The sequence below is a fragment of the Pseudomonas laurylsulfatiphila genome, from assembly GCF_002934665.1.
GTDB lineage: Bacteria > Pseudomonadota > Gammaproteobacteria > Pseudomonadales > Pseudomonadaceae > Aquipseudomonas > Aquipseudomonas laurylsulfatiphila.
The window spans coordinates 791944-817777 of sequence record NZ_NIRS01000001.1 but is presented as its reverse complement, the minus strand read 5'-3'; the positions used below and the strand labels follow the sequence as shown (position 1 = coordinate 817777).

The following is a 25834-nucleotide window of genomic DNA, read 5'->3' as shown; positions in this document are numbered from 1 at the left end:
CTAATCAGTTGCCTGCAAAATCCATCGTTTGTTAGCCCGTTTTTCCAGTCGTAGCATGCATGCCAAGACCGCCAAGGGCGTTTTCATTGAACACAATGACTTAACTCAGAGGTACTTGTCATGCAGCAGAACGTTATTCAAAACAGTGGTTGGACGATGCCGGCCGAATGGGTCTCCCACACAGCCACCTGGATGGTCTGGCCGCACAACAAGACCCTGTGGGAGTCGGGCTGGCGGGTGACGCTGCCACAGGTTCAAGAGGACTTCGCCCGGGTGGCCAACGCCATCGCCCGCTTCGAACCGGTGAAACTGGTGGTCGATCCATCAGCGGTCGCCAGCGCCAAAGCCCTGTGCGGGCCGAACATCGAGTTGATCGAACTGGCGGTCAACGACAGCTGGTGCCGCGACTCCGGCCCGAGCTTCGTCTGCCACCCGCAGCAAGGCCTGGCCGGTGTGAGCTGGCGCTTCAATTCCTGGGGCGGCAAATCGGCCCACGATCTGGACGAAAGCCTGGCCCGCCGCGCGCTCAACCATCTGGGCCTGGAGTGTTTCGGCACGGCGCTGAGCAACGAAGGTGGCGCCATCCATGTGGACGGCGAAGGCACGCTGATCACCACCGAGTCGGTGCTGCTCAACCCTAACCGCAACCCGGGCGTGACCAAGGCCGAGATCGAAGAGATCTTCACCCGCCTGCTGGGCGTGAAGAAAACCATCTGGCTGCCGGGCGATCCGGACTACGTGACCGGTGACATGACCGACGGCCACGTCGATGGCGTGTGCGCCTTTGCCCGCCCTGGCGTGTTGCTGGTGGATGCGACCCACGACAAACAATCGGTGTACGCCGAAGTCGCCCGGGAGAACCGTCGCGCCCTTGAACTGGCCACCGACGCTCAAGGCCGCAAATTCGAGCTGATCGAACTCTATGAAGCCACCGACGCGGTGGACACCGAGGCCGAAGTGTTCTGCGCTTCCTACACCAATTTCTACATCGCCAACGGCGCGATCATCATGCCGGCCTACGGCATCGATGCCGACAAGGTCGCTGCCGAAGTGCTGGCGCAGGCGTTCCCCGGTCGCGAAGTGGTGCCGGTGCGGATCAACCATCTGGCCCATGGCGGCGGCGGTGTGCATTGCATCACCCAGCAACAGCCGGCCTGGCCGGTGCGGGGTTGATGCCATGACACTGTTGACCATCGCCACCACGCAAATGCCCTGCAGCTGGGACCTGAAACACAACCTCGACCAGGCCGAGCAATTGGTCCGCGAGGCCGCGGCCAAGGGCGCGCAGGTCATCCTGTTGCAGGAGCTGTTCGCCACGCCGTACTTCTGCATCGAGCAACACCACAAACACCTGGCGCTGGCCGAGGAGTATCGCGACAGCCACGTGCTCAAGCGCTTTGCCGCATTGGCCAAAGAGTTGGGTGTGGTGCTGCCGCTGAGCTGGTACGAGAAGGCCGGTAATGCCTACTTCAATTCGTTGAGCGTGGCCGACGCCGACGGACGCCTGTTGGGCGTGTACCGCAAGACCCACATACCCAACGCCATCGGCTATCAGGAGAAGGAATACTTCAGCCCCGGCGACAGCGGTTTTCGGGTCTGGGACACCGCGTTCGGGCGCATCGGCCTGGGCATCTGCTGGGACCAGTGGTTCCCCGAGACCGCCCGCTGCCTGGCCTTGATGGGCGCCGAAGTGCTGCTGTTCCCGACCGCCATCGGCTCCGAGCCTGGCTGCGCCACCCTCGATTCCCGCGATCACTGGCAGATGACCATGCGCGGCCACGCCGCCGCCAACCTGCTACCGGTAGTGGCGGCCAACCGTGTCGGCCGGGAAGCGGCGACCACCGACCCGACCCTGCAAATGAGCTTCTACGGCTCGTCGTTCATCTGCAATCACAAAGGCAAGTTGCTCGCCGAAGCCGACCGCGACAGCACCGGCGTGCTGGTCCACACCCTGGACCTGGCGGCCATGCGCGAAGACCGCCTGACCTGGGGCATCTACCGCGACCGCCGTCCGGACATGTACGGCGCCTTGCTGACCCAGGACGGTCGTCAGATCCATTCACGCTGGGCAACCCAAGGGGTGTGACATGAACACGATCAACAAGCTGTGCCTGGCCATGGGCCTGGCGCTGACCTGTGCGGTGCCTGCGCTGCATGCCGAGGAGAAAACCCTGCGGCTGTACAACTGGGCCGACTATTTTGCCGAGGACACCCTCAGCAGGTTCACCGCCGAAACCGGGATCAAGGTGATCTACGATGTCATGGACGGCAGTGAAACCCTGGAAGCCAAGATGCTCGCCGGCGGCAGCGGTTACGACCTGATCTTCCCCGGTGACACCGTGGCCGAACGCCTGGTGCGCGCCGGCAGCCTGCAACCGCTGGATCAGTCCAGAATCACTGCCCTGAACGATGTCGAGCCCGGGTTGCAGAAGCTGCGCTCGCACTATGTGCATTCGAGCAAAGCCACGGTCCCCTACACCTGGGGCACCATCGGCCTGACCTACAACGCCGAACAGATCACCCAGCGTGCGCCGGACGCACCGGTCAACAGCCTGGACATGCTGTTCAAACCGGAGCTGGCGGCGAAGTTTGCCGATTGCGGCATCTCGATGATCGACTCGCCGGACGAAGTGCTGGCGGTGGTGCTCAACTACCTGGGCCGCGACCCGCGCAGTGGCAAATCGGCGGACCTGGCGGCGGCCAGTGAGTTGCTGATGAAGGTGCGGCCGTACGTGCGCAAATTCCAGTCGCAACCGGTGACCGATCTGGTCAATGGCAACCTGTGCATGTCCCTCGGCTACAGCGGCGACATGACCCAGGCGCAGCGCACGGCCGACAGCGCCGGCAAGAAAACCACCTTCCACTACCGCATTCCCCGCGAAGGCACCACGGTGTGGATGGACACCATGGCCATTCCCGTCGACGCCCGGCACCCGGAATACGCCTACGCGTTCATCAACTTCGTGATGCGCCCGCAAAACATGGCGGCCATCAGCAACTTCACCGGCTACCCGACCTCCAACGCCAAGGCGCGGCCGGACGTCGATGCCGCGATGCGCAACAACCCGGACATCTACCTCGATGAAGCCACCTACGCGCGGTTGATTCCCGGAAAGGACATCCCCCAGGCCGACATGCGTGCGCGCATGCGCACCTGGACCAAGTTCAAGACTGCTACGGTCAATTGATCACCGGCCGGCCCGCGGGCCGGCCAAACCCCGGATTTCAGGAAAACACATGCCGACACGTCGAATATTCATCAAGCAGGTATCGGTCATCGCCGGGCTGGGCGCGGTGGCCTCCATGGGATTGGGCTTTGCCGCTCTGCCGGTACGAGCGGCCGGCAAAGGCAACGGGTACATGCCCGATGAAGGTGAAAAACACCAGCGGGCCTTCATCGCCTTCGGGGCACAGGCCGCGATCTGGGAGGACTTCACGCCCCACGTGCAAGACGCCCTTGGCCGGATCGCCCGCAGCATCGCCGAATACGAGCCGGTCACGGTGTTCTGTCGCCAAAGCGAACGGCGCCTGGCCGAAGCCAAATGCGGCAGCCGCAACACGACCTTCGTGATCACCGAACTGGACGACATCTGGATGCGCGACATCGGCGCCAATTTTGTCGTCGATGACAACGGCCACCTCGGCGCCGTGGACTTCAACTTCAACGGCTGGGGCAACAAACAGCAGCATGAGGACGATGCGCAATTGGCCGCCCTGGTCGCGCAAAACGCCAAGGCCGAGTACCAACGCAGCGAACTGGTGGGCGAGGGCGGTGGTATCGAAGTGGATGGCCACGGCACAGGGATCATGACCGAAAGCAGCTGGATCAACCGCAATCGCAACCCCGACTGGAGCAAGGCCGAGGTCGAAGCGGAGCTGAAGGAACGCCTGGGCCTGCGCAAAATCATCTGGCTGCCGGGCATCAAGGGCAAGGACATCACCGACGCCCACGTCGACTTCTATGCGCGCTTCGTCAAGCCCGGGGTGGTGATCGCCAACCTCGACAACGACCCAGAGTCCTACGACTACAAGGTCACTCGCGCCCATCTGAAGATCCTGGAAAACGCCACGGATGCCGATGGCCGCAAATTGCAGGTGCATACCGTTTCGCCACCGCTCAACCCGCGCAACAGCCAGTTCAGCAAGGACAACCAGGACTTCGCCGCTGGCTACATCAACTACTTCGTGATCAACGGCGCGATCATTGCGCCGCAATTCGGCGACCAGGAAGCGGATGCCAAGGCCTTCGACCTGCTGTCCGAACTCTACCCGGACCGCAAGGTGGTGCAGCTCGACATCGACGCGATCTCCGCCGGTGGTGGAGGGATTCACTGCGTGACCAGTCATCAGCCGATGGTGTAAGACTCCAGGCTGTACACAAAGCCTGTGGGAGCGGGCTTGCTCGCGAAAGCGGAGTGTCAGTCAACATCTCTATCGACTGGTGCACCGCCTTCGCGAGCAAGCCCGCTCCCACAGGGTAATTTGCTGACTCAGGCTTTTGTGGACTTCAGATACGCACCAAGGCGCCGCCCCATCTCCTCACCCAACGCCTGCAAGCCACTCAGCGGCCGCACCATCACTTCAAACTCGACAATCTTGCCCTGTTCGTTGAAGCGGATCATGTCGATACCCTTGAGCTCTTTCTCGCCGACCCTGGCGCTGAATTCGAGAATCACGTTCAAGCCATCCGCCGTCGCCAGCTCGCGGTGATAGGCAAAGTCCTCGAACACGTTCATGACCGTGTTGAGGATCATCGACACCACCGGCGCCCCCGGATACGGCGTGTGCGCCATCGGCGAGCGGAACACCGCCTGCGGATCGAGCAGTTCGGGCAAAGCGCTCAAGTCGCGGTTGCCGAGCATCGCGTGCCACTGCTTCAGGGACGCGGCGACATTAGGGTTCAGGTTCAGCTCAGACATCTTCAACTCCTGTTTTTATTGTTGTGGTGCTAAAACGTTGGCCGATAACCCTGGCGGCATCGTCGGCCCATTGACGATAAAGCATCGGCCCCGGATGAAAACCATCGCTGGCCATCAAGCCCGGTTCGGGCGTCAGCGGGGTGGTCAACATCGTACATTGATCCACGCCTGCGGCCAGATCCGCAAGCCGTGCGTTGAAACGACGCGCCCTGAACCCCAGAAACCAGCGCAGCGGCTGCGGCAGGGCGGGGAACAGGTGCATCGGCGGAAGCGGCGACAGCACAATCTGCTTCACCGCGAACTTATCGCACAACAGCGCCATCAAGCGCCGTTGCCGAGCGAGCCACTGATCTACCGCGAGTGTGCTGGTGACATCGTTGACGCCAATCGACAACAGCGCCACATCGAACGGCTCGGGGGCGTGCTGTTCGAGCAGCTCCAGCAACCCTTGCGAATCCAGACCGGTGCGCGCCCAGAGTTTCCACGACACCTGATAATCCTCGGCCAGGCGCTCGACCAGCCGACCGCTGAGGGCTTCACCTTGAGTCGCCGCCCCCACACCCGCCGCGGCGCTGTCGCCGACAATCAACAACCGCAGAACATCGCCGCTGCCGGCCTCGCCCTGGCGTTCACCTTCGGCCTCCGGCAGCCTCGGCGTCATTCGCCTGGTGTAGAGACCTTGCGCAAGCAACACCGGGCCGAGCAGGACTTTGGCGAGGGTTTCCTTATGGCTCATGGGCAGTTGCCTGATTGAAGAGTGAGAATTAGCCGGCGAACTCGTCATCGAAAATACGCTCGATAGGCAGCGCAAATGCCCGGGCAATCTGGAACGCCAAGGGCAGGCTGGGATCATAGCGGCCATTTTCGATGGCATTGATGGTCTGCCGCGAAACATTCAACAACGCCGCCAGATCGACCTGCGACCACTTGCGTTCGGCACGCAGTTCCTTGAGACGGTTTTTCATTGGTAGCGCCGCTTGGCCAGCCTGAGCCCGATCATCCACATCAGGCCCATCACTGGCCACACACAGACCCAGGATACGTGTGGAAAGCCGACATTCTCCAGAAAGCCGTAAGTGAAAGTCAGCAGCGCCGAAGCGGCAAAGGCAAAACCGAGCGCTTCGTACTGGATACGCAAGTGCATTTCGTCCAGCGTGCGCATGTTGCCCAACACATCAGCCCCGCAGGAATCACCGGCAACAGCGTGATAACGATCTTCAGCGCCATTGCCATGTCCTGCTGATCCTTGAGCAGGATGACCGACAGGATCAGCAGTACCGAGTACAGCGCTGCTGCGGCGCCCATTTCCATGTAATAGCGTTTCATTGCTTTTTTCCTGATGTAAAAGACCCTTTACATGATCGGCGGGTTTTTCAGCGGTGTAAAGGGTGTTTTACATTTGGCGTGCCCGCGTAAGGCCTGAACCCTGTAGGAGCGAGCTTGCTCGCGAAGGACTCAAGAGCGCCGCGTTTAGCCAGTAAACCCGCGTTATCGTTAACGACCATCGCGAGCAAGCTCGCTCCTACAGTAGGCAATGTCATCGACCAACGATGCACAGCTCCCCGGTCGCACGAATCATTGCCTGCCCATGCAGGTAATCCTTGATCAGCGCGGAGCGCTCGGTGGCCAGCCATTGCGGACAGTTCGGGTCTTTGCGGTAGGGCAGGAACGCAGCGTACTGATTGAGCAGCAGGTTCTGCAGCTTGTCGAGTTTGGGCCGGATGTCGTTGTTGAGGTCCGGTCGTGGCGTGTCCGGTGCCTTGTGCGCCGCTTGCCATTGCGCGAGCCGGCCGTATTGCACCAGTTTGCTGGCTTCGATCTGGGCAGCGATCAGGTCGGCGACATCGTCGGGGTCGAGCTTGCGCTGGTCCGCCTGCTTGCGCGCGTTGGCGATGACTTGCGCTTCCCGGGCATTGTCCTGGACCGGTTTGCCGCTGTCCCACTTGGTCAGCGCCACCAGCTCACTGATGTACAAGCGCTCATTCATCGTCGCCAGCAAGGGTTGCAGGGCATCGGGTGCCGGGGGCGTCGTGCCGGCCTGGGCAGCGCCAGCGAACAAACCGAGCAGGGTGCAGGCCAGCCAGGGCGATAGGCGTGGGGAACGGGGCATGGACGGAATCTCCTTGGACGCAAGAATCACTCCGGCTTGTGTATCACAAGTGCGGCCAGGGAACGACAGGTTGCGAATGATTCAGGCCAGCAACCGTTCAATCTGCGCCAGTTCCCAGGTGCTGAGCAAACTCACCGGGTCGGTGCCGAAGCGCTGCCCGTTGTCGAACGCATACTCGCGGCCATCGGGGCATTGGCCGTGCAGGCAGTGGCGCAAGTGGCCGGCGTCGACATCGAGCAACAGGCGCCAGCCGTCGATGTCGACCCGTACAAGGTTCGACGTGCAGTATTCATCGATACGCTTGAAGGTGCGAATACCCTGGGCGGCATCGCGCAACGGCTGGTAAACCTCGCGGGCGGTGAGGGCGGGCACAGGTGTCTCCGGGATGGAATCGGGGGGGAGGCACAGGATAGATCATCAGCCTGCAAAAAAGCCCGGCTGATCGGGTAATGCCGATCAGTTAAAGGTTTGAACACTGCAATCCTTGTGGGAGCGAGCTTGCTCGCGATAGCGATGGGTCAGTCAACATTGATGTTGAACTTTAGGCCCTCATCGCGAGCAAGCTCGCTCCCACAGGTTACTCATCATTCGCCTATTTCCTGTTCAACGCCGCTTCCGCCGCGGCAATTTCAGCCTGGCGCTTGACGATCATGTCGCCCACCGGTGGCCCCTGGAAGCGCCGGGCTTCAAAACCGAACCAGACGATGGCGGTCAGGACCAGGAAACCGATAGTGATGTACAGCGCCCAATCGTTCGGTGGCTGGATGCCGATGACGAATATGATGATCATCGACAGGATCGAGAGGATGGCGAACACCGAGTACCAGAATCGCCCCATGTTCCACGGCCCCATGGTCGGCCACTTCGACGTCCCGTAGGTAAACAGGCCGAGCACGATGGGGATGGCGAAGGAGAAGAACAGGAAGATCACCGTGCAGGACACCACGATCGTGTAGACCGGCGTTGCCCCGACCGAGATCACCGACGAGCCCCAGTCGAACAGGACGGCGAGGGTGGCACCGGTCCAGATGGCCGCCACCGGGCTGCGAAAGGTCGGCGAGACCGAGGCCAGGGCTTTGGAGCAAGGCAGGCCACCGTCCCGGGAGAAGGCAAAGATCATGCGTGAAACCGAGGTGACGGTGGCCAGCCCGCAGAGCACCTGCGAGACGAAAATCGCCACGTAGAGCACCAGTTTCAAGGTCGGGTTGACCTGGGTGTTCATGGCCCAGAAAAACACGTTCCAGCCTTGCTTGGCCGCCTCGTCCATGCTCGGCAGCATCAGCACGAACGCGCTGAGCATCAGCCAGCCGAACAGCAGCGACCAGACCACCGACATGACCATGCCGCGGGGCACCGACATGGCCGCGTTGCGGGTTTCCTCGGAGGTATGCGCCGAGGCGTCATAGCCGGTGATGGTGTAGATCGGCAACAGCAGGCCGAGCATGAAAACCCAGCCGTTGGAGACCTGCGGCCAGACGCTGCCGCCCGCTTCGCCGGAATAGTTGCCGAAGGTCCACAGCCTTGCGAATTCGTAGCTGGGTGCCGAGATCAGGCAGACGATGGTCAGCGCCAGCGCCGTGGCGAAGATCAGGTAACCGGAGAAGTCGGTGAGCTTGGCCGTCAGGCCGATACCCAAGTGGTTGCACAAGGCCTGAAGGCCCGTGAGGATTGCCAGGAAAATCACCCGGACCGTGGTCGTGTCCTCCATGCCCAGTGCCGGTCCGAAGGCACCGAAAAAGAAGTAATAGGTACCGACGTTGATCGCCCCCAGCACCGTGACCAGCCCCAGCAGGTTGAACCACGCGGTCAGCCAGCCGGTGAAGCGGTTACCGAGGATCGAGCCCCAGTGGTACAGGCCGCCAGCGGTGGGGTAGGCCGAGGAGATCTGCGCCATGGCCATGGCGAATACCCCGGAGATCAGGCAGCCGATCGGCCAGCCGATCCCGATGGATATGCCGCCCGCGCCCGAGGTGCCCTGGGCCAGTGAGTTGATGCCACCGGAGAGGATGCAGATGATCGAAAAGGAAATGGCGAAGTTGGAGAAAACGCCCATTCGTCGTGAGAGTTGCTGGGCGTAGCCCATGCTGTGCAGCACCTTGACGTCCTCGTCATGCGCCTCGGTGCCCGGCTGGCTTGTTGGGTTCATTGTTGTGTGCCCCTTTTCAGGTTTTGGACAGGCCGAACTGAGCCGCCGTAGGCTCGACCTTGGTTTTCTGTAGGAGCGAGCCTGCTCGCGATGGACTTGAGGACGACGCGGGGTGTCAGGCTCCCCGCGTCATCGTTGACGTCCATCGCGAGCAGGCTCGCTCCTACAGACGGCCGTGAAGTGCCGCGTCGAAAATCTTTGCCACGCCGTCCCGGGTCAAGGGCAGCGGGTTGCCACCTGCAGAGGGGTCGACAATCGCCATGTCCGCGATCAGGTCGGCCTGCCGGTCATCCACGCCCAGTTCAACCAGGGTATGGGGCACGCCGATGTCCTTGCGCAGCTTGAGGACGAAGGCCAGGAAACTGTCGAACCCCGGGGAGGGCAGGCGCAGGTACGCCGCCAGGCGGGTGATGCGCTCCTCGATGGCCGTGCGATTGAATTGCAGGACATAGGGCATGAAGGTGGCGTTGGTCATGCCGTGATGGGTGTCGTACAGCGCACCCACCGGATGGGAAAGCGCATGCATCCCGCCCAGGCCTTTCTGGAATGCCGTGGCGCCCATGGCCGCCGCCGCGAGCATTTGTGCGCGCGCCTCGAGGTCCGACGGCGTGTGTACCGCTTTCACCAGGGCGTTGGCCACCAGGCGCATGCCTTCCACCGCAATGCCATCGGCCAGGGGATGAAAACCGGGGGCGCAGTACGCTTCCAGGCAGTGGGATAACGCGTCCATGCCCGTGCCGGCGGTGACCTTGGCGGGCATGCCGACGGTGAGGGCCGGGTCACTGATGACCACCCGTGGCATCATTTTCGGGTGGAAGATGATGCGTTTGGTGTGGGTGCGCTCGTCGATGATCACCGCCGCACGACCGACTTCCGAGCCGGTCCCCGCCGTGGTCGGCACGGCTATGACCGGGGCGATGCGGCTGTCGTCGGCGCGGGTCCAGTAGTCGCCGATGTCTTCGAAGTCCCAGACCGGGCGCGTCTGGCCGCTCATGAAGGCAATCAGCTTGCCCATGTCCAGGCCACTGCCGCCGCCGAAGGCGATCACACCGTCATGTTTGCCGGCGCGCCAGGCGTCGAGCCCGCCGGCCAGGTTGGCTTCCACCGGGTTGGGCTTGAGGTCACAGAACAACGCCACACCCAGGCCGGCGGCGCGCAGCGCGTCCAGTGCCGCCGTGGTGATCGGCGCGCGCGCCAGGCCGCTGTCGGTGACCAGCAAGGGGCGCTCGATACCCTGGCTGCGACAGACGTCGGCCAGCTCGGCGATGCGCCCGACGCCGAACCGAACGCTCGTGGGGTAGTTCCAGTTTCCAGTCAGGTTCATGGTCTACACCTCGTGACGCAGATGAAAGGATTTGGCCCGGGTCAGGTGCTCGTAGCCCAGTGACGACAGAGTGACGCCACGCCCGCTGTTCTTCACGCCGGTCCAGGCCAGCGCCGGGTCCAGGTAATCGCAGCGGTTCATGAACAGCGTGCCGGTGGCGATCTGGTTGCCCAGGCGTTCGGCCGCTGCGAGGTCCCCGGTCCAGATGGACGCGCTGAGTCCGAACTCACTGTCGTTCATCAAGGCAATGGCCTCGTCATCGTTGGCCACCGGCATGATGCCGACCACCGGACCAAAGCTTTCATCGCGCATGACCGACATTTGATGGCTGACATCGACCAGGACCTGCGGCGCGAGGTAGGCGCTGCCCGGCACGTCGGCGCTGAAGGCCTGCGGATCGATCAGCGCCGTCGCGCCCTGGGCCAGTGCTTCGGCGATCTGGCCACGCACGAAAAAGGCGGCGCCCGGTGTCACCATCGGACCGAGGGTGGTGGCTTCGTCCAGCGGGTTGCCCAGCACGTACTGGCGGGTCAGTTCGGCGAAGCGCTCGACAAACGCCGGGAAGATTTTCTGGTCGACATAGATGCGTTCCACCGCGCAGCAACTCTGCCCGGAATTGAAGAAGCTGCCGTCCACCAGGTTTTCCACCGCATGCTCGAGGTTGGCGTCAGCCCGCACGTAGGCCGGATCCTTGCCGCCGAGCTCCAGGCCCACGCCGATGAAGCGTCCCGTGGCGGCGCTTTCCATGGCCTTGCCGGCATCGACTGAACCGGTGAAATTGACCTGCTGTACCCGACCCGAATCAATGATCGCGGCGGTCTGCCGATGATCGAGCAGCAGGTTGTGGAACAGGCCATCCGGCAGATGGGCGCGGCGCATGGCCTCGGCGAAACGCTCACCCACCAGCAGGGTCTGCGACGCATGCTTGAGGATCACGCTGTTGCCGGCCATCAGCGCCGGGATGATCGTGTTCACCGCCGTCAAATAGGGGTAGTTCCACGGCGCAACCACCAGCACCGTGCCCAGCGGCTCGCGTTTGATGTAGCGTCGAAAACCCGCCACTGGCTCCGGCTCTACAGCGGCCAGCGCTTGCGGCGCGATGGCGATCATGTGTCGGGCGCGTTCGGCAAAACCGCGCAGTTCGCCAGCCCCATAGCGCACCGGGCGCCCCATCTGCCAGGCCAGTTCCGGCACGATGTCGGCCTGCATCGACAACATCGCGTCCACTGCGGCGCTGCACAATGCTGCGCGTTCGCTCAGTGAGCGGCGTTGCCATGCCGCCTGTGCGCTGGCAGCGGCGGTCAGCGCCTGCTCGACCTGCGCCGCATCGGCCATCTCTCGTTCGACGTACACCCGGCCATCGACCGGGGAGATCAATTGCACCTTCGCAGTCATGATGTTCTCAATAGCGCTCGAAGCCGCGCTGCAGTTCCCAGTCGGTGATTCGCCGGTCGTACTCTTTCTGTTCCCACTCGGCGGTGTGCACGTAATGGTCGACCACCTCATCGCCGAACGCCTCGCGCAACATGGCGGAGGCCTTGAGGGCGGCGCTCGCCTCGCGCAGGGTCTTGGACACTTCCGGCAAATGCTCGTCCTGGTAGGCATCCCCTTCGAATGGCGGGACGAGATCGAGCTTTTCGTCGATGCCGGCCAAGCCCGCTGCGATCAACGCGGCGAAGGCCAGATAGGGGTTGAGGTCGGCGCCGCCGATGCGGCATTCGATGCGGATGGACTTGCTGCCTTCGGCACACAAGCGAAAGCCGGCGGTGCGATTGTCGCGGCTCCACACCGCCCGCGTCGGCGCAAACGTGCCGGCCTGGAAGCGCTTGTAGGAGTTGATGTAGGGCGCGAGAAAACAGGTGATGTCGTTGGCGTACTTGAGCTGCCCGGCGACCCAGGCACGCATCAGTTTCGACATGCCGAACTCGGCTTTCGCGTCGAAGAACAGCGGCTTCTTCGCGTTCTTGTCCCACAGTGAATTATGGATATGACTGCTGGAACCGGCGGCGTCGTAGCGCCACTTGGCCATGAAGGTGATCGCCTTGCCCTGCAACTGCGCGATCTCTTTGCAGGCGTGCTTGATGATGACGTGGTGGTCGGCCATGGTCATCGCATCGGCGTAGCGGATGTTGATTTCTTCCTGGCCCGGGCCCCATTCGCCCTTGGAGTTTTCCACGGGAATGCCCGAGGCCTGCAGATGCTTGCGAATCGCCCGCAGCACCGGCTCTTCGCGGGTGGTCTGGAGGATGTTGTAGTCCTCGATGTAATGGCCGGCGGTTTTCGGTTTGTGATAGTTGCGTTTGTGGATCGCCTCGTAGCTCTCATCGAACAGATAGAACTCGAGTTCCGAGGCAAACATGCCGGTATAGCCACGCTCGCGCAGGCGCTCGACCTGCTTTTTCAGAATCGCCCGCGGGCTGTGGGGCAGGTCCTGGCGATGGTGATGATCGAGCACGTCGCACAGCACCAGCGCCGTGCACTCAAGCCAGGGCACGCGCCGCAGGGTGGACATATCGGGCTTGAGCACGAAATCGCCGTAGCCCTTGCTCCAACTGGCTGCGGCGTAACCCGGCACTGGCTCCATGTCGATGTCGTCAGCCAACAGGTAGTTGCAGCAATGGGTTTCTTCGTGGCCGCTGTCGATGAAAAACTCGACCTGGAAGCGCTTGCCGACCAGGCGTCCCTGCATGTCGACCATGCAGACCAGCACGGTGTCGATTTCGCCGGCGGCAGCGGCGCGTTTGAGTGCATCAAAGCTGAGGAGGGGCTCGGTCATCACGGCAATCCTGCGTGAAAGGTTTTGGCCAGTCTGAGATCGCTGTTGCAGACGCTCTCCAGAAACACCCAAAACCTGCAGAACCGAGCATCATGAGCAACGAGTTGCTCAAAGCTTAGCCTACCGTAGCAATGTGCAACTATTGCCAGGTAAAAGCTAATGCACGACCTGGCCCCCTGTAGGAGCGAGCTTGCTCGCGATGGACTTCAGGACACCGCGTTTAATCAGAAGACCCGTGTCATCGTTGACGACCATCGCGAGCAGGCTCGCTCCTACAGGTCAAGGGTGGTCGCCTTTACTCCGGCAATCCCGCCAGGCGCAATCCCTCGACGAAACGGGCGAAATCCTCGGGCCGTTGAATGGGCAGCCAGTCCTTGAGGGCGCACAGGCGCAAAGAGGGATCCAGCGCTAGCAGGCGTTGCATCGCCAGATTCGCTTTGTCCATTCGACCGCCGAGCGCATGACTGGCCGCCACCAGTGCCGCGGCGACCAGCAGGCTGGGCAGGTTGCCCAGTGCCTTGTCCGCCCAGGCCGCCGCGGCATCGAAGTGCCCGGCGAAGAAATGCGCGAGCGCCATGCCGACCTGCATCCTGAACATTTCCGGGTCCAGCGGGCTCAAGCGAACCGCATGGTTCAGATGCTCGATGGCTGCGTCCGTTTCGCCGCGCAGCGCCCGCAGGATACCGCCCAGAAACCAGGCGGGGGCGAGGTTGGGGTTGAGCAGGCGCGCCCGGTCGAGCAGTGCAATGCCGCCGTCGACTTCGCCGGCGAGATGGGCCAGCGCATGTCCGCCCCGGGTCAACGCGACGGCATCATCGCGGCCGAGGGCCACCGCCAGCCGCGCCAGTCGTATACCCTCGGCGATTTCCGCAGGCCGATCGCCCATCCAGCCATTGAGCTTGCGCCAGAAGTGGCACCAGGCAGCCATGCCATAGGCCGAGGCAAATTCCCCATCGAGCTCGATGGCCTGGTAGAACATCGGCAGCGCCTGCTCGATGGCTTCCCGGCCGCCGCTGTGCAGTTTTGCCATGGCCCGCAGGTAGTAGTCGTAGGCGTCCAGGCTTTCCGTCGGCTTGCGCTTGGCGCGTTCGATTTCTGCCCGCTCCAGTTGCGGCGCGATCGCGCCGACGACGCTTTCGGTGATTTGGTCCTGCAGCTCGAAGATATCGTCCAGCAGGCCTTCGAAGCGCTCGGCCCAGAGGTGCGTACCGCTTGTCGCGTCGATCAGTTGCCCGGTAATGCGCAGCTTGTTCCCGCTCTTGCGCACGCTGCCTTCGAGCACGTAGCGCACGCCCAGCGCCTGGCCAACGCCTTGGGCGTCCACCGTCTGGCCCTTGTAGGTGAAGCTCGAATTGCGCGCGATGACGAACAGCCAGCGAAGACGCGACAGGGCGGCGATGATGTCCTCCACGACGCCGTCGGCGAAGTATTCCTGCTCCGGATCGCCGCTCAGGTTCTGGAAGGGCAGGACGGTGATCGAGGGTTTTTCCGGCAGGACCAGCGCAGGGGAGGGGGGTGGCTTCGGGGCGGCGGTCGGGTATTCATCGTTCTCGGGCTGTCGCGCTTGCCCGGTCGAGTCGCCATTGATCCGGCCAACGAAGCGGTAGCCTTTGCGGGCGACGGTGCGCACCAGGCGCTGCTCCTCACCGGTATCGCCGATGGCCTTGCGCACGGCATTGATGTGGCTGGTGATCGTCGATTCCGAAACGATCCGGTCGCCCCACACAGTCTTGAGCAGTTCGTCCTTGCTGACGACGCGGTCGGGATTGTTGACGAACAGCAGCAACAAGTCGAAGACCTGCGGTCCGACGGCCACGACTTGCCCGCGCAGGGTCAGCTCCCGGCGTTCCTGATCGAGTACGTAATCTTCAAAACTGAATGGCAAGACGGGCATCCCGGGCGGCTGGTTGTGACTGCAAAGAATGATACGGCAGCTCGTCAGTCGCTGCACCGTCAGCGGCAAGGGAGGCTGGACGACCGTCAGTTGCCTTGGACAAAAATCCAAGCGCTCGCCAAGGCAAACCCAAGCCCGGCGCAAGGACTTGCCTTGTGCGTGCAGGCAATCTCTCTACACCGACGCAATGGTTGCAGTCGACCAGTGGAGAACAGTCATGAAGATCGTCGTCATCGGAGGCTCCGGCCTCATCGGATCGAAACTTGTGAACACCCTTCGCGAGCGCGGCCATGATGCGCTCGCCGCGAGCCCCAGCACGGGCGTGAACAGCATCACCCGCGAAGGCCTGGCTGAAGCGATGGATGGTGCTGATGTGGTGGTCGACGTGGCGAACGCGCCGTCGTGGGAGGACCAGGCCGTTCTCGATTTCTTTGAAACATCGAGCCGTAACCTGCTGGCCGCCGAAGCCGCTGCCGGGGTTCGTCATCACGTTGCCCTGTCGATTGTCGGCAGCGAACGGCTTCCCGATACCGGTTATTTCCGGGCCAAGGTCACGCAGGAGGCCCTTATCAAGGCGTCCAGCATTCCCTACACCATTGTGCGTGCCACGCAGTTCTCCGAGTTTGCCGGCGGCATTGTCCAGTCGTTTGCCGTTGGCGATGAGATTCGTGCTTCGCCGGCGCTGATCCAGCCGATAGCCTCCGACGACGTGGTAGCGGCGCTGGCCGATGTCGTGCTGGCAGCACCGGTCAATGGCACGGTGGAAGTCGGCGGCCCGGAAACCATGCCGATCGACGAACTGGCCAGGCGCTATCTGCGAGCCACCCAGGACAACCGCAAGGTCGTGCCGGATGTACATGCCCGTTACTTCGGCGCCGTGCTCAACGATCAATCGTTGGTCACCGGCAAGAACGCACGCCTGGGCGCGATCCGCTTCGACGACTGGCTGGCCCGGTCGACAGCGCAGTAACGCATCGCACCTCACATATACCTACCCATCCAGGAGAAGTCCCATGGTTACCCGATTGCTAATGGCCGCTGTGTTCGCAGCGCTCTCGATCAGCGCCGCCTCGGCCGCCGAGCCGCCCCCCGGCAAGGTCACGGTGGTGTTCGACCGTCCCATTCCCAACATCCCTGGCAAAAGCATGAGGGGCGTGGTCGTTGAGTATGGGCCGGGTGCCGCGTCACCGGCCCACACCCATCCGAAAACAGCCTTCATCTATGCGACGGTGCTGGAAGGCTCGTTTCGCATCCAGGTCAAAGGCCAGCCGGAAAAGATCTACAAGGTCGGCGAAAACTTCGTAGAGGAGCCGGGTTCCGTGCACCTGGTCAGCGCCAACGCCAGTGACACCCAACCGGCACGCCTGTTGGCGGTGTTCGTCCTCGACACCGAGGAAAAGGTGCTCGTTACACCCATCAAACAGTGAGCCACGAAAAAGCCCGGCTGTTGAGGCCGGGCTTTTCGTTGAGTCCTGCGGTAAAGCACTGCATTCAGACAGCGCGGCTTTCGATCAGACGATCCGAACCGCCTTCAGCGACGCGGTTTTGCAGGAGTTTGTCGGAACCGCCTTCGGCGACGCGGTTCTGCAGCAGTTTGTCGGAACCACCTTCAGCGACGCGGTTCTGCAACAGTTTGTCGGAACCACCTTCAGCGACGCGGTTTTCCAGCAGTTTGTCGGAACCGCCTTCGGCAACACGTTTTTCCAGCAGACGATCCGAACCACCTTCAGCCACGCGATTCTCGATCAGGCGATCGGAACCACCCTCGGCCACACGGCTTTCAATCAGACGATCCGAGCCACCTTCTGCGACCACAGGTTGAGCAGAGCTTGCGGCGAAAGCGTTAACTGCGAAAACCGAGAAAGCGATGCTGAGCAGGGTTTGGCGTTTCATGATGGTGTGCTCCGGGGTGCTGATGGGTTGGTATGGAGCAGATGTTACGCCGGGGATTTTTTAAGAGAACTTCATTGAAATGATGGTGACTATCGATGCGGTCAATGGATCGCAGATCCATGTGGGAGCGAGCTTGCTCGCGATGGCAGTTTCACATTCAACATCTGTGTCGATTGACACACAGCAATCGCGAGCAAGCTCGCTCCCACAGGTTTTCATGTGCCTGACAACGGGGCTCAAGCCTCGCTGATCTGGCTGACGCTGGTGATCTGCCCATTCCAGACCATCTCGTAATGCGCCGCTTGAATGATCGAGGACACGGGCCTCGGCGTCATCAACGCCCAGCAATGACTGCCCGGCATCCGCACCGAGTGATAGCGCAACCCGGGACAACCGGCGTCCCGCACCGCCCGCCCCAGCACGCGGGAATGGCTGTAATCGTCCGACGCATACACCGGATCGGCCAACGGCAGGGCGGTGGCGTCCTTCATTCCGCCATCGCCAAAGGCACAGGCCAACCCGCGGAACACAAACCGCTCATAGTTCAGGCTCGGCACCTTCGACCAATACAGAGCCTGGTGATGCCGCACTTCGGCCAACGCCGCTTCCATCGAATCCGCCAGGTACAACACCCCGAAACTGCCGTCACTGAAGCGCGACCCCGCCGGATTGACATGGGTAAACGGCGCAATGGCGTAAGAGCACCCGGCAATCCCGAACGGGATCTCGCTGCGCGCAATCAACTCCAGCTGACCCACTTCATTCTTCAACCGCGGATTGGTCAGCGCCTGAATCTCGAACAGCACCTCAAACTCATCCGCGTCCGCCACGTCATCAAACAACGCAATCGGCGGAAACTTCGAATTGACCAGGCGATACGCCTGCAACGACTGACCGGCAAATACCGCCAGCTCACTCGCCATCACCATTGCGCACCCCGCAACATGTCGATGCGGCGGAAGGTTTCATACAGCGCAATCATGTCGCCCTGGGCCATGATCTCCAGCGGGCTGCGGCCATTGAAAAATTCGTTGTCGTTGGCCATCGAGGCAAAGCCGTACACGTTGTCCGGGTTGTCGAACACCAAGCGCAGCGTGGCGTGAATGTTCAGTACAAAACTGATGCGCTGCATCTGGTCTGCATCCAATGCCACCGCCCAGTCCGGGTCACGCTGACGGGCGCGGGTGTAGGTGCTGCGGGAAATGCGCAGGATGCGACAGGCTTGGTCACTGCTGGCCTGCCACTTTTCCAGAATGCTCACGGCGGCGCGCAGGCCGGTGACGCATTGGTTTTTTGTGAAGGATTGGGCTTGGATGGAGACGGCCATGCTTGCGTGCTCTATTTGAATCTGTAGATTCAAATGTAGATGTAATGAATCTATAGAGCAAATTTGCCGCGACCGGTGGACTGTCGTATCTCAACAATCGGACGCCCCTTAGGAGCCCGTTTTTATTGATGGCTCACCTCCAAACATCATTGATCCAATGCTTGCGTTACCGCTTGCCCGGCCACCGCCGTTTTCCCATAGGGAATAAACGCCGCACTGCCATTCTCATGCGCATGAAACAACCGGGCGCCGTTGTTGGGCTTGGTGGTAATCAGTTGATGGTCCGCCGTCAGATACTCCAGCGGCAATTGTTTCAGGTCCTTGTATTGCTCGACGATGATCGTGCGCTCGGGATTCCAGGTCTCGCCACTTTTCTTTTCCAGCCACGCCATCAGCGCCGCTGTGTCGCCGGTTTGTGGGATGTCCGAATCCGGGAGCACGTAGTAGAACGGCGAGCCATGATTCTGCAGGTACATGGGCAGCTTGTTGTCGACATCCACCAGCACCATGCGCCATTCGTTCCACGGCGCCGTCTTGACGGCTTCGGCGCGTACATCCTGGGTGAATTGCATGACACCGCCGGCGCCGCTGTTGGTCCAGGGATAGACGACGCCAAGGACCACAAACAGGAACCCGGCCGCCCCGGCAATGCCCTGGGTCCAACCGGGCCCGCCGGCTTTGCCGGCCGCTTCACGCGCCGCCATGCGCCGGGTGACCCACCAGGCCGCCAGCAATTGCGCGAACGGCACCAGCGGTAATACGTAATAGCTGCGCCGGCTGCCACTGGCGGTGAAGAACAGGAACAGCAACCCCAGGCCCCCGATGAGCCAGCGAACATTGGGTTCGGTGTGCTTCCAGCTGCGCACGGCCACCCACAGGCCGAGCATCCAGCAGGGCGCCCAGGGCAGGGTGTAGACCGGCAGATACAGCAGATAGGTGTAGATCGGGCCGATGTTGTCGAACGGCTTGAAAAACCGAACCACGTTCTCCTGAAACACCAGGCCCAATCCGCTCGGACCATAAGTCGGCGTGCCATAACGGTGTGACAGCAAGAACGGCAGCATGTAGACCACACCGCCCACCAGCATCGCCAGAAACAGCCGTGGATTGAGGTGGTTTTTCCAGCGCTTTTCGCTGAGCAGGTGCGGCAACAGCATCAGCCCCGGCAGGATGAACCCGATCAAGCCCTTGAACAGCGACGTCAGCGCCAGCATCAGGAAAAACACGTTGTAGCGACTCAGCCGGGTGTCGTCCGGCCCGCGCCAGTACCACCAGACAGCGGCCAACACTCCGCAAACCGTCAGCACGTCCGCCGTGGCGACCCGGGCCCAGAACACGAAAAAGAACGTTGTCGCCAGAAACCAGCCGGCCATCAGGCCGGTGCCTTTGCTGTACAACTTTTCACCGATCAAATAGACCAGCCAGATACTCAGCCACGCCGCCAACACAGAAGACAAGCGCAGTGACCAGTGCCCGAGGCCGCCCATCAGGTGGGCAGTGGCCGTAATCAACCAATAGGAAGGCAGCGGCTTGTCGTAATAGGGCATGCCCTTGAGGTAAGGGTCGAAATAGTCGCCGGTTTGCAGCATCTGCAACGCGATGTTCGCCCAACGCGTTTCCGCGCCCCAAAGCTCCCTTGCGCCCAACCCGAACAGCAATAGAAACGCCGATACGCCAAGCAGCAGGATCAGCGCACCCCGGTCACTTTTCAGAAACCTGACTATCGAATGGTTCATCATTATTTCGCACGTTGCGCTCACCGTGACGACGGAGAAGCGGCTGGAATAGCAAGGCTATCGGGCGAAATGTGATGGGATTGTCAGTAGATCGAGAACAAACCATTAGTGCTGATGGGACGGTGCGCGCCACATCCATTGAAATCAGGCCGTGATGGACAGGATGAAAAATTGTTCATGCCCATCACGGCTTCCTCATTGATGAAAGGTACGCCCCAGCGCATCCAGCCGCGTGGCAATCGGCGGCAGTTGACGACTGCTCGACGCCAGTGTCTGCACATCATCCGCCGTGTTCTGCGCGATGCTCTGCACCGACTGCAAGCGCCCGACAATCTCGACACTCGCCGTGGATTGTTCGCGGGTCGTCGTGAAAATTCGCCCGTTGAGTTCATCGATCTGCGAGATGTCACTGCCGATGGCCTGCAACATCGCCGCCGCCAACTGACTGTCCTCGACACAGCGCTCCACGCCTTCGCGGCTGTCCTGCATGGCCTCCACGGCTTTGCGGCTGCCTTGCTGCAAGGCCTCGATAATCGTCCGGATTTCCTTGGTCGACACCGCCGTGCGCTGCGCCAGGCTGCGCACCTCATCGGCCACCACGGCAAAGCCGCGGCCTTGCTCGCCGGCTCGCGCCGCTTCAATCGCCGCGTTGAGCGCCAGCAAGTTGGTCTGCTCGGCAATGCTGCTGATCACCTCCAGCACCGTACCGATCTGCTGCGCCTGCCCGGCCAGCACCTGCACGGTCTGGTTGGTGCCTTCCAGGCGCGAAGCCAGCTGGGTGATTTCCTGACGGGCACGGTGCACGCTTTCCTGCCCGCGGGTGATCTGCACACTGGCCTGGCCTGCATGCTCAACGGCATGCTCGACCTGCACCACGATGTGCTCCATCGCATCGCCCATGCGCTGCATCGACCCGGTCATCTGCGCGATTTCCGTCAGCTGATGCCTAGCGCCTTTCTCCAGCGTGTTGCTGGCCTTGGCCAACTCCTGGCCCAACTGGCCCAAGCCGTTGGAGTCACGCACCACACCGTCCACCAACGCGGTGATCTGCATCAGGAACTGATCGAACCGCTGCGCCAGCGACACATGCACCCGCGCCTTGTCACCCTTGCCGGGGTCGGTTGTCAGCTGCGAAGTCGCGGCGAGCATCTTGTCCAGCATGTCCTGGCTCTCTACCGCATCGGCCTGGCTGTGCAGCGCCAGATAGAGCAGTGCGACCGTCTCCATCAGCACATAAAAGGCGTGAACGAACACCATCGTCCAGCCACCGTGATGTGCCATCACAAACACCGGAAAACCCTGGTGCTGCAGCACATGGAACACCACGTGATGCAGCGCAATCGTCACCGCCGCCGCCAGAATCGGCAGCCAGTCCCGATAAAACGTAAGCACCGCCAACAACGCAAAAATCCCGAAGTGCGACTCAATGACCCCCTCGGCCTGATTGATGTGCAACGCCGCCATCACCATCAAGCCTGTGCCGAGCAAACAGCGCATCACCCGCGAGCCGCCGATGGCGCGATACAGCAGCGTCAACAACAGGCTGGTACCGCCACCGACCAACAGCGCCTGCTTGAAGGTGTCGTGCCAGAACGCCAGGCCCACCGCGAAAGCGAACATCAGCCAGATCAGGCCCAGCATGATGCGGTCGGCTTTGCGGTAGTGGTCGAGGAAGCGAGGGGGGAAGGGCATGTACGCGGACTCCATGTAATCGAACCGGGAAGAAGCTGGGGTTGGACTGATACCGGAAGACAAGCCTTTTATCGCTTGAACCATTGAGGCAAACCGGTTGCCGTCATGGTCGAGGTGTTGAGAAATCGTGAGGAGTGTAGCCGTTTGCCATCATCCCTGGATGGGTTGGCGGGGCAGGGGCGAACAATGTCAGATTTAGAGGCAAGGAATGCTGAATTGGCGGGGGGGAGGGGGCCGCATGCATGGACGCGCTGGAGCCTTTGGCGAGGCCGATATCGGTCTATGCAGTCACTCGTTACAAGCAGCGATCGGCTGCGGACTCAACCGCTCGATACATTGAGAAAGTGGCGATTTTTCTTGGCCCGAATACCCCCCACCATCGCACCCTGTATCGGGGGAAATTCCCCGTCATCGGGGCTTTCATCCTGGCTTCTCATACGCCTGCCACACGCCAAAAGACACGGAGAGCATGGCATAGAGCTATTGGTGACCTCCTGTCATTTTTGGCAGGGAAGTTGCGTCGTTACCATCCCGGCTCGAAATCAAGCGTTTCGCCAGCCGGGCTCGGCGCATTGGCTCGTTACACCTGCATTGCCACGCGCTCCGAAGAACCCGTCAGAGGTGTTTGCGATGAAACTGGATACCGGAAGGTTGAATCCTGGTGCATTGTCCAAAACCAGACTGGCGCTGAGTATCTCTGCTGCCGTGATCATGCTGGGGCTGGGCTTTTCCCAGACCCAGGCAGCCCCCCTCGACAACACCGATCCACCGCCTCCCACCGACCCGTCGGCGTTCACCAATCAGCCCGCCGACCCCAATGCCGCCTTGAGGGACTTGCTCAAGCTGCCTCGTGCAAACGTAGGCGCCTTCGACCTGCCCAATGGCGTGGTCGGTAACCGCAAGACCCCCTTGGCCGACAATGTGCTGCCACCCAATCTGCAAACCAGCTTCAACATCCCCACTAACGGAAATGCCAGCCCAGTGTTCGGGGCCCAACCGTTCACGCAGAAGCTCGAGCTTTTCGAGGAGTTCGGCTCGAACAAACTGAACGCAGCCGACCCGCCGTCACCCGTTCCGTTTCCGGTTCCGACGGTGGGCCCCGCACCGGCGCAAGATCCCTTGAAGGTGGCGCGTAGCGGCCCGTCGCCGGCTGCGCTGGATGCCTTTCTCAGGCAGCCGGCATTGACGCCTTTCCCCACAGAGTTCTCCAATGTGCTGGACCGCAACCCCTGGAAAGCGCAGATCGAGGATTTCCTCAATCGCCGGGTCGATTCGCCCGCAGAAGGCCGGCCGCCGGGAAAAGGCTGGTCGCACCAGCGTTTCAATGAGTTTTTCCCGCGCGACGCCTTCAAGACGGTGCAAGCCGGCGCGCACGTCAACAGCGGCTTGCGTGACCGTATGCAACGGCATAACTACGCCGTGGGGGAATTCGCGCCAGGCGGGCTCTATCACAACACCAACGGTAACCCGGCCAACGAGGGCACGACCAAGGGCATTCAAGTGCAGTTTCACCCCAACTTGCCTGTCCAGGACCATAATGCGTTGTGGACGTTCGACGGCACCTTTCCGCCCAAACTGCTCCAGGTACGTTATGGCCAGGCGATGCTGATGCGTCATTACGATGCCTTGCCCATTGACCCGTCGGCCAACCGGGGCTTTGGCTTGCACACCATCACCACCCATGAACATAACGGCCACTCACCTGCGGAAAGCGACGGTTTTACCAACGCGTTCTTCTTCCCGGGCCAGTACTACGACTATCGCTGGCCGATCCAGTTGGCCGGTTACGACAGCATCAATACCAGCGCTCAGGATCCGCGTGCGGCGTTCCCGTGCGATCCCGGAGAAAAGCTTTTCGTCAACGACGCCGCCCCCGGCTTCAAGACCTGCAACAACGGCACCATCAAGATCCGTGGCGATTGGCGCGAAACCATGAGCAGCCACTGGTTCCACGACCACATGCTCGATTTCACCGCGCAGAATGTCTACAAGGGCAATGCGACGGTGATGAACTACTACAGCGCCGTGGATCGTGGCAACGAGACGGTCGATGACGGGGTCAACCTGCGCTTGCCCAGCGGTTCGGCGCTGGGCTGGGGTAACCGCGACTATGACATCAACTTGACGATCGCCGACAAGGCCTGGGACCAGGCCGGCCAGTTGTGGTTCAACCCCTTCAACACCGACGGTTTTCTCGGTGACCAGGTGCTGACCAACTGGGAGTACAAGCCCTTCCTGGACGTACGTGCCCGCCGCTACCGTTTGCGCATTCTCAATGGATCGGTTTCCCGCTACTTCAAGCTGGCGCTGGTGCGTCAGGTCAATGGTAATGGTGGCGAGTTTCCCGGCCCGAAAAACTCCGGGGTTTCCTATAACCGGGTGCCGTTCCACATGATTGCCAACGACGGCAATATCATGGAACACGCGGTGCCGTTCGATGGCAGCCTGGACCTCGATGGTGACGGCGACAGGCAGGACAACAATGCCATTTTGCCGATGCTGGGCGTTGCCGAACGCTATGACCTCGTCGTCGACTTCGCGAAAAACGGCATCAAGCCGGGCGACAGGATTTTCTTCGTCAACATCGAGGAGCATGAAAACGGCAAGCGTCCCAATCGTGACATTCCATTGGCGGATGTACTCTCCGAGAGGTACCTGCCCGTCGTCAGGCAAACCAGCCACGGGCCACAGTGGATCAACGGTGACCCGGGCGTGGGCGTGTTCATGCAAGTGAACGTCAAGCCTTACACCGGCCAGGATGTCAGCATGAATCCGGTCGACTTCGAGCCCGCCAAGCCTGGCAAGCCCGAGGGCAGGTTCATGATCCCGCTGCCCTTGCACCGCGACGACCCTGCCGATATCGCCCGGCTCGCCCAGGCGCGGCACCGCACCTTTATCTTCGGCCGCTCCGACGGCACAGACTTTGCGCCCTGGACGATCAAGACCGATGGCGGCCCAGGCTTCAACATGGACCCGCGCCGGATTTCGGCCGCGCCACAACTGGCTACTGGACCGACACCGGCAGGGTTCAAGGGGGAAGGCACACTGGAAGTCTGGAAAGTCCAGAACGGCGGCAATGGCTGGGATCACCCGGTGCATGTGCACTTCGAGGAAGGGGTCATTCTCACTCGAGGGGGCAAAACTCCACCGGAATGGGAAAAAGGGGCGCGCAAGGATATCTACCGGATAGGCCCCGATCCGGACAGTGGCGACAATGTCGAAATGGCCATACGCATCCGTGAGTTTGCCGGTACCTACATGGAGCACTGCCACAACACACAGCATGAGGACACCTCGATGCTGCTGCGCTGGGACTCCGAGCACCCCGGCCAGATCCAGTTGATGCCCACGCCATTGCCCAGCTGGGACGGCGTGAAATTCGTGGGCTCGGTTGCGTTACCAACCTTCCGTACGGGAGATGGCGTCGGGCCACAGGTCAAGGTCAACAATGACCAGGGAAGTAGCAGTGGCAGTGGGAGTAGCAGTGGAAGTGGCAGTGTTAGCGGAGGCAAAGGCTAGCGTCGTCTATCAAGCCACTTTTCTCGTCGGAAAAAAAACGGGCGCGTTCTGCGCCCGTTTTCATTTACTGCGCCACCTGCGCCCGCAGCCGCCGACCAATCACATCCATCAAGTCACAACCATCGCGCAACGGAATGACCAGCAGCTTGGAAAAGTCTTCCAGCACCACCGTGTCGCAACCGAGCTCGGAACGGTAGGCGATGTTTTCCAGCACCTGCGTGACTGTCCGAATCCGGTAATCGGCCATGGCTTGCAGGACGTCGAGTGGGGCTTGGGTGTCGATGAGCAGGGAGGCCGGAACCAGGTCGATTCCGGTGAGAGGCATGTATCGATTCATTTTGAATGATCTCTGTTTGATGGGCTCAAGGCCGTCAGTTGGTCATTCTCTATGTTCAGGTCGCCAAACCCGGTCGCCATTCTGGGCGACGGCGCCGACTATAAGCCGCACGAGATCAGCGCGGGAAGGTGAGGCATTCCGAGCTTTGTGTAGGACCTTTG

Annotated in this window: 23 protein-coding genes and 1 pseudogene; 7 read left to right on the top strand and 17 right to left on the bottom strand. The window is 61.5% G+C overall.

The window, feature by feature from the left end; translation table 11 throughout:
* Positions 1–120: 120 nt before the first annotated feature.
* From CD175_RS03820 to CD175_RS03805, 4 genes are read left to right on the top strand one after another with little or no spacing between them, the layout of a single operon-like run.
* Positions 121–1173, top strand: a complete 1053-nt coding sequence (locus tag CD175_RS03820) for an agmatine deiminase family protein (RefSeq protein ID WP_104447732.1) — start codon at positions 121–123, stop codon at positions 1171–1173.
* 4 nt (positions 1174–1177) lie between these two features.
* Positions 1178–2086, top strand: coding sequence for an N-carbamoylputrescine amidase (aguB, locus tag CD175_RS03815; RefSeq protein WP_104447731.1), 909 nt, complete (start codon positions 1178–1180; stop codon positions 2084–2086).
* A gap of 1 nt (position 2087) precedes the next feature.
* Positions 2088–3188, top strand: coding sequence for an extracellular solute-binding protein (locus CD175_RS03810; RefSeq protein ID WP_104447730.1), 1101 nt, complete (start codon positions 2088–2090; stop codon positions 3186–3188).
* 49 nt (positions 3189–3237) lie between these two features.
* On the top strand, positions 3238–4362 hold the full coding sequence (locus CD175_RS03805) for an agmatine deiminase family protein (RefSeq protein WP_104447729.1): 1125 nt from the start codon (positions 3238–3240) through the stop codon (positions 4360–4362).
* A 128-nt stretch (positions 4363–4490) separates the two neighbouring features.
* On the opposite strand, the gene CD175_RS03800 is transcribed toward CD175_RS03805, so the two are convergent.
* The 11 genes and pseudogenes from CD175_RS03800 to CD175_RS03750 all read right to left on the bottom strand — a co-directional run bounded on the left by CD175_RS03800 (position 4491) and on the right by CD175_RS03750 (position 15160).
* Complete coding sequence (locus tag CD175_RS03800) at positions 4491–4919, bottom strand: nuclear transport factor 2 family protein (protein WP_104447728.1); 429 nt, start codon at positions 4917–4919, stop codon at positions 4491–4493.
* Positions 4912–5655, bottom strand: a complete 744-nt coding sequence (locus CD175_RS03795; protein ID WP_104447727.1) for an SGNH/GDSL hydrolase family protein — start codon at positions 5653–5655, stop codon at positions 4912–4914. Before CD175_RS03795 ends, CD175_RS03800 begins: the two co-directional genes overlap by 8 nt.
* A gap of 28 nt (positions 5656–5683) precedes the next feature.
* The gene (locus CD175_RS03790; RefSeq protein ID WP_104447726.1) at positions 5684–5884 is read right to left on the bottom strand and encodes a helix-turn-helix transcriptional regulator; all 201 of its coding nucleotides are present in this window, start codon (positions 5882–5884) and stop codon (positions 5684–5686) included.
* Positions 5881–6245: pseudogene (locus CD175_RS03785) on the bottom strand (hypothetical protein). The gene CD175_RS03790 and the pseudogene CD175_RS03785 overlap by 4 nt, the downstream one beginning before the upstream one ends.
* Positions 6246–6456: 211 nt before the next feature.
* The gene (locus tag CD175_RS03780) at positions 6457–7029 is read right to left on the bottom strand and encodes a chorismate mutase (RefSeq protein ID WP_104447725.1); all 573 of its coding nucleotides are present in this window, start codon (positions 7027–7029) and stop codon (positions 6457–6459) included.
* An 81-nt stretch (positions 7030–7110) separates the two neighbouring features.
* The gene (locus tag CD175_RS03775; protein ID WP_008049285.1) at positions 7111–7401 is read right to left on the bottom strand and encodes a DUF7693 family protein; all 291 of its coding nucleotides are present in this window, start codon (positions 7399–7401) and stop codon (positions 7111–7113) included.
* 220 nt (positions 7402–7621) lie between these two features.
* Complete coding sequence (locus CD175_RS03770) at positions 7622–9175, bottom strand: amino acid permease (protein ID WP_104447724.1); 1554 nt, start codon at positions 9173–9175, stop codon at positions 7622–7624.
* Positions 9176–9338: 163 nt separating this feature from the next.
* Positions 9339–10499, bottom strand: a complete 1161-nt coding sequence (locus tag CD175_RS03765; RefSeq protein ID WP_102673960.1) for an iron-containing alcohol dehydrogenase — start codon at positions 10497–10499, stop codon at positions 9339–9341.
* A gap of 3 nt (positions 10500–10502) precedes the next feature.
* Positions 10503–11894 carry an aldehyde dehydrogenase family protein gene (locus CD175_RS03760; RefSeq protein ID WP_104447723.1) on the bottom strand — a complete coding sequence of 464 codons (1392 nt, stop codon included), beginning with the start codon at positions 11892–11894 and terminating at the stop codon, positions 10503–10505.
* 7 nt (positions 11895–11901) lie between these two features.
* Positions 11902–13275: a glutamine synthetase family protein gene (locus CD175_RS03755; protein ID WP_104447722.1), complete on the bottom strand. Its 1374-nt coding sequence runs from the start codon at positions 13273–13275 to the stop codon at positions 11902–11904.
* A gap of 295 nt (positions 13276–13570) precedes the next feature.
* Positions 13571–15160, bottom strand: a complete 1590-nt coding sequence (locus CD175_RS03750) for a winged helix-turn-helix domain-containing tetratricopeptide repeat protein (RefSeq protein WP_104447721.1) — start codon at positions 15158–15160, stop codon at positions 13571–13573.
* 226 nt (positions 15161–15386) lie between these two features.
* Here CD175_RS03750 and CD175_RS03745 point away from each other — a divergent pair, with 226 nt between their 5' ends.
* Together CD175_RS03745 and CD175_RS03740 are read left to right on the top strand one after the other, a co-directional pair.
* On the top strand, positions 15387–16139 hold the full coding sequence (locus CD175_RS03745; protein WP_104447720.1) for an SDR family oxidoreductase: 753 nt from the start codon (positions 15387–15389) through the stop codon (positions 16137–16139).
* Between the two features lie 43 nt (positions 16140–16182).
* Positions 16183–16596: a cupin domain-containing protein gene (locus tag CD175_RS03740; RefSeq protein WP_007979246.1), complete on the top strand. Its 414-nt coding sequence runs from the start codon at positions 16183–16185 to the stop codon at positions 16594–16596.
* 64 nt (positions 16597–16660) lie between these two features.
* Here the strand turns inward: CD175_RS03740 and CD175_RS03735 are convergent, their stop codons facing one another.
* From CD175_RS03735 to CD175_RS31865, 5 genes are all read right to left on the bottom strand, one after another.
* Positions 16661–17062 (bottom strand): hypothetical protein, encoded by a 402-nt coding sequence (locus tag CD175_RS03735; RefSeq protein ID WP_104447719.1) that lies wholly within the window; start codon positions 17060–17062, stop codon positions 16661–16663.
* 236 nt (positions 17063–17298) lie between these two features.
* A complete protein-coding gene (locus CD175_RS03730) occupies positions 17299–17991 on the bottom strand; it encodes an RES family NAD+ phosphorylase (RefSeq protein ID WP_104447718.1) in 693 nt (230 codons plus the stop codon).
* Positions 17985–18389: an antitoxin Xre-like helix-turn-helix domain-containing protein gene (locus tag CD175_RS03725; protein ID WP_104447717.1), complete on the bottom strand. Its 405-nt coding sequence runs from the start codon at positions 18387–18389 to the stop codon at positions 17985–17987. Before CD175_RS03725 ends, CD175_RS03730 begins: the two co-directional genes overlap by 7 nt.
* Before the next feature lie 146 nt (positions 18390–18535).
* Positions 18536–20125 carry an ArnT family glycosyltransferase gene (locus tag CD175_RS03720; RefSeq protein WP_104448073.1) on the bottom strand — a complete coding sequence of 530 codons (1590 nt, stop codon included), beginning with the start codon at positions 20123–20125 and terminating at the stop codon, positions 18536–18538.
* A 195-nt stretch (positions 20126–20320) separates the two neighbouring features.
* Entirely contained in the window at positions 20321–21817 is a 1497-nt protein-coding gene (locus CD175_RS31865; protein WP_104447716.1) for a methyl-accepting chemotaxis protein, read from the bottom strand.
* A 630-nt stretch (positions 21818–22447) separates the two neighbouring features.
* On the opposite strand from CD175_RS31865, the gene CD175_RS03710 reads away from it, so the two are divergent.
* A complete protein-coding gene (locus CD175_RS03710) occupies positions 22448–25336 on the top strand; it encodes a multicopper oxidase domain-containing protein (RefSeq protein ID WP_104447715.1) in 2889 nt (962 codons plus the stop codon).
* Positions 25337–25400: 64 nt separating this feature from the next.
* Here CD175_RS03710 and CD175_RS03705 read toward each other — a convergent pair whose 3' ends face one another.
* Entirely contained in the window at positions 25401–25673 is a 273-nt protein-coding gene (locus tag CD175_RS03705; protein WP_104447714.1) for a hypothetical protein, read from the bottom strand.
* Between the last annotated feature and the right edge of the window lie 161 nt (positions 25674–25834).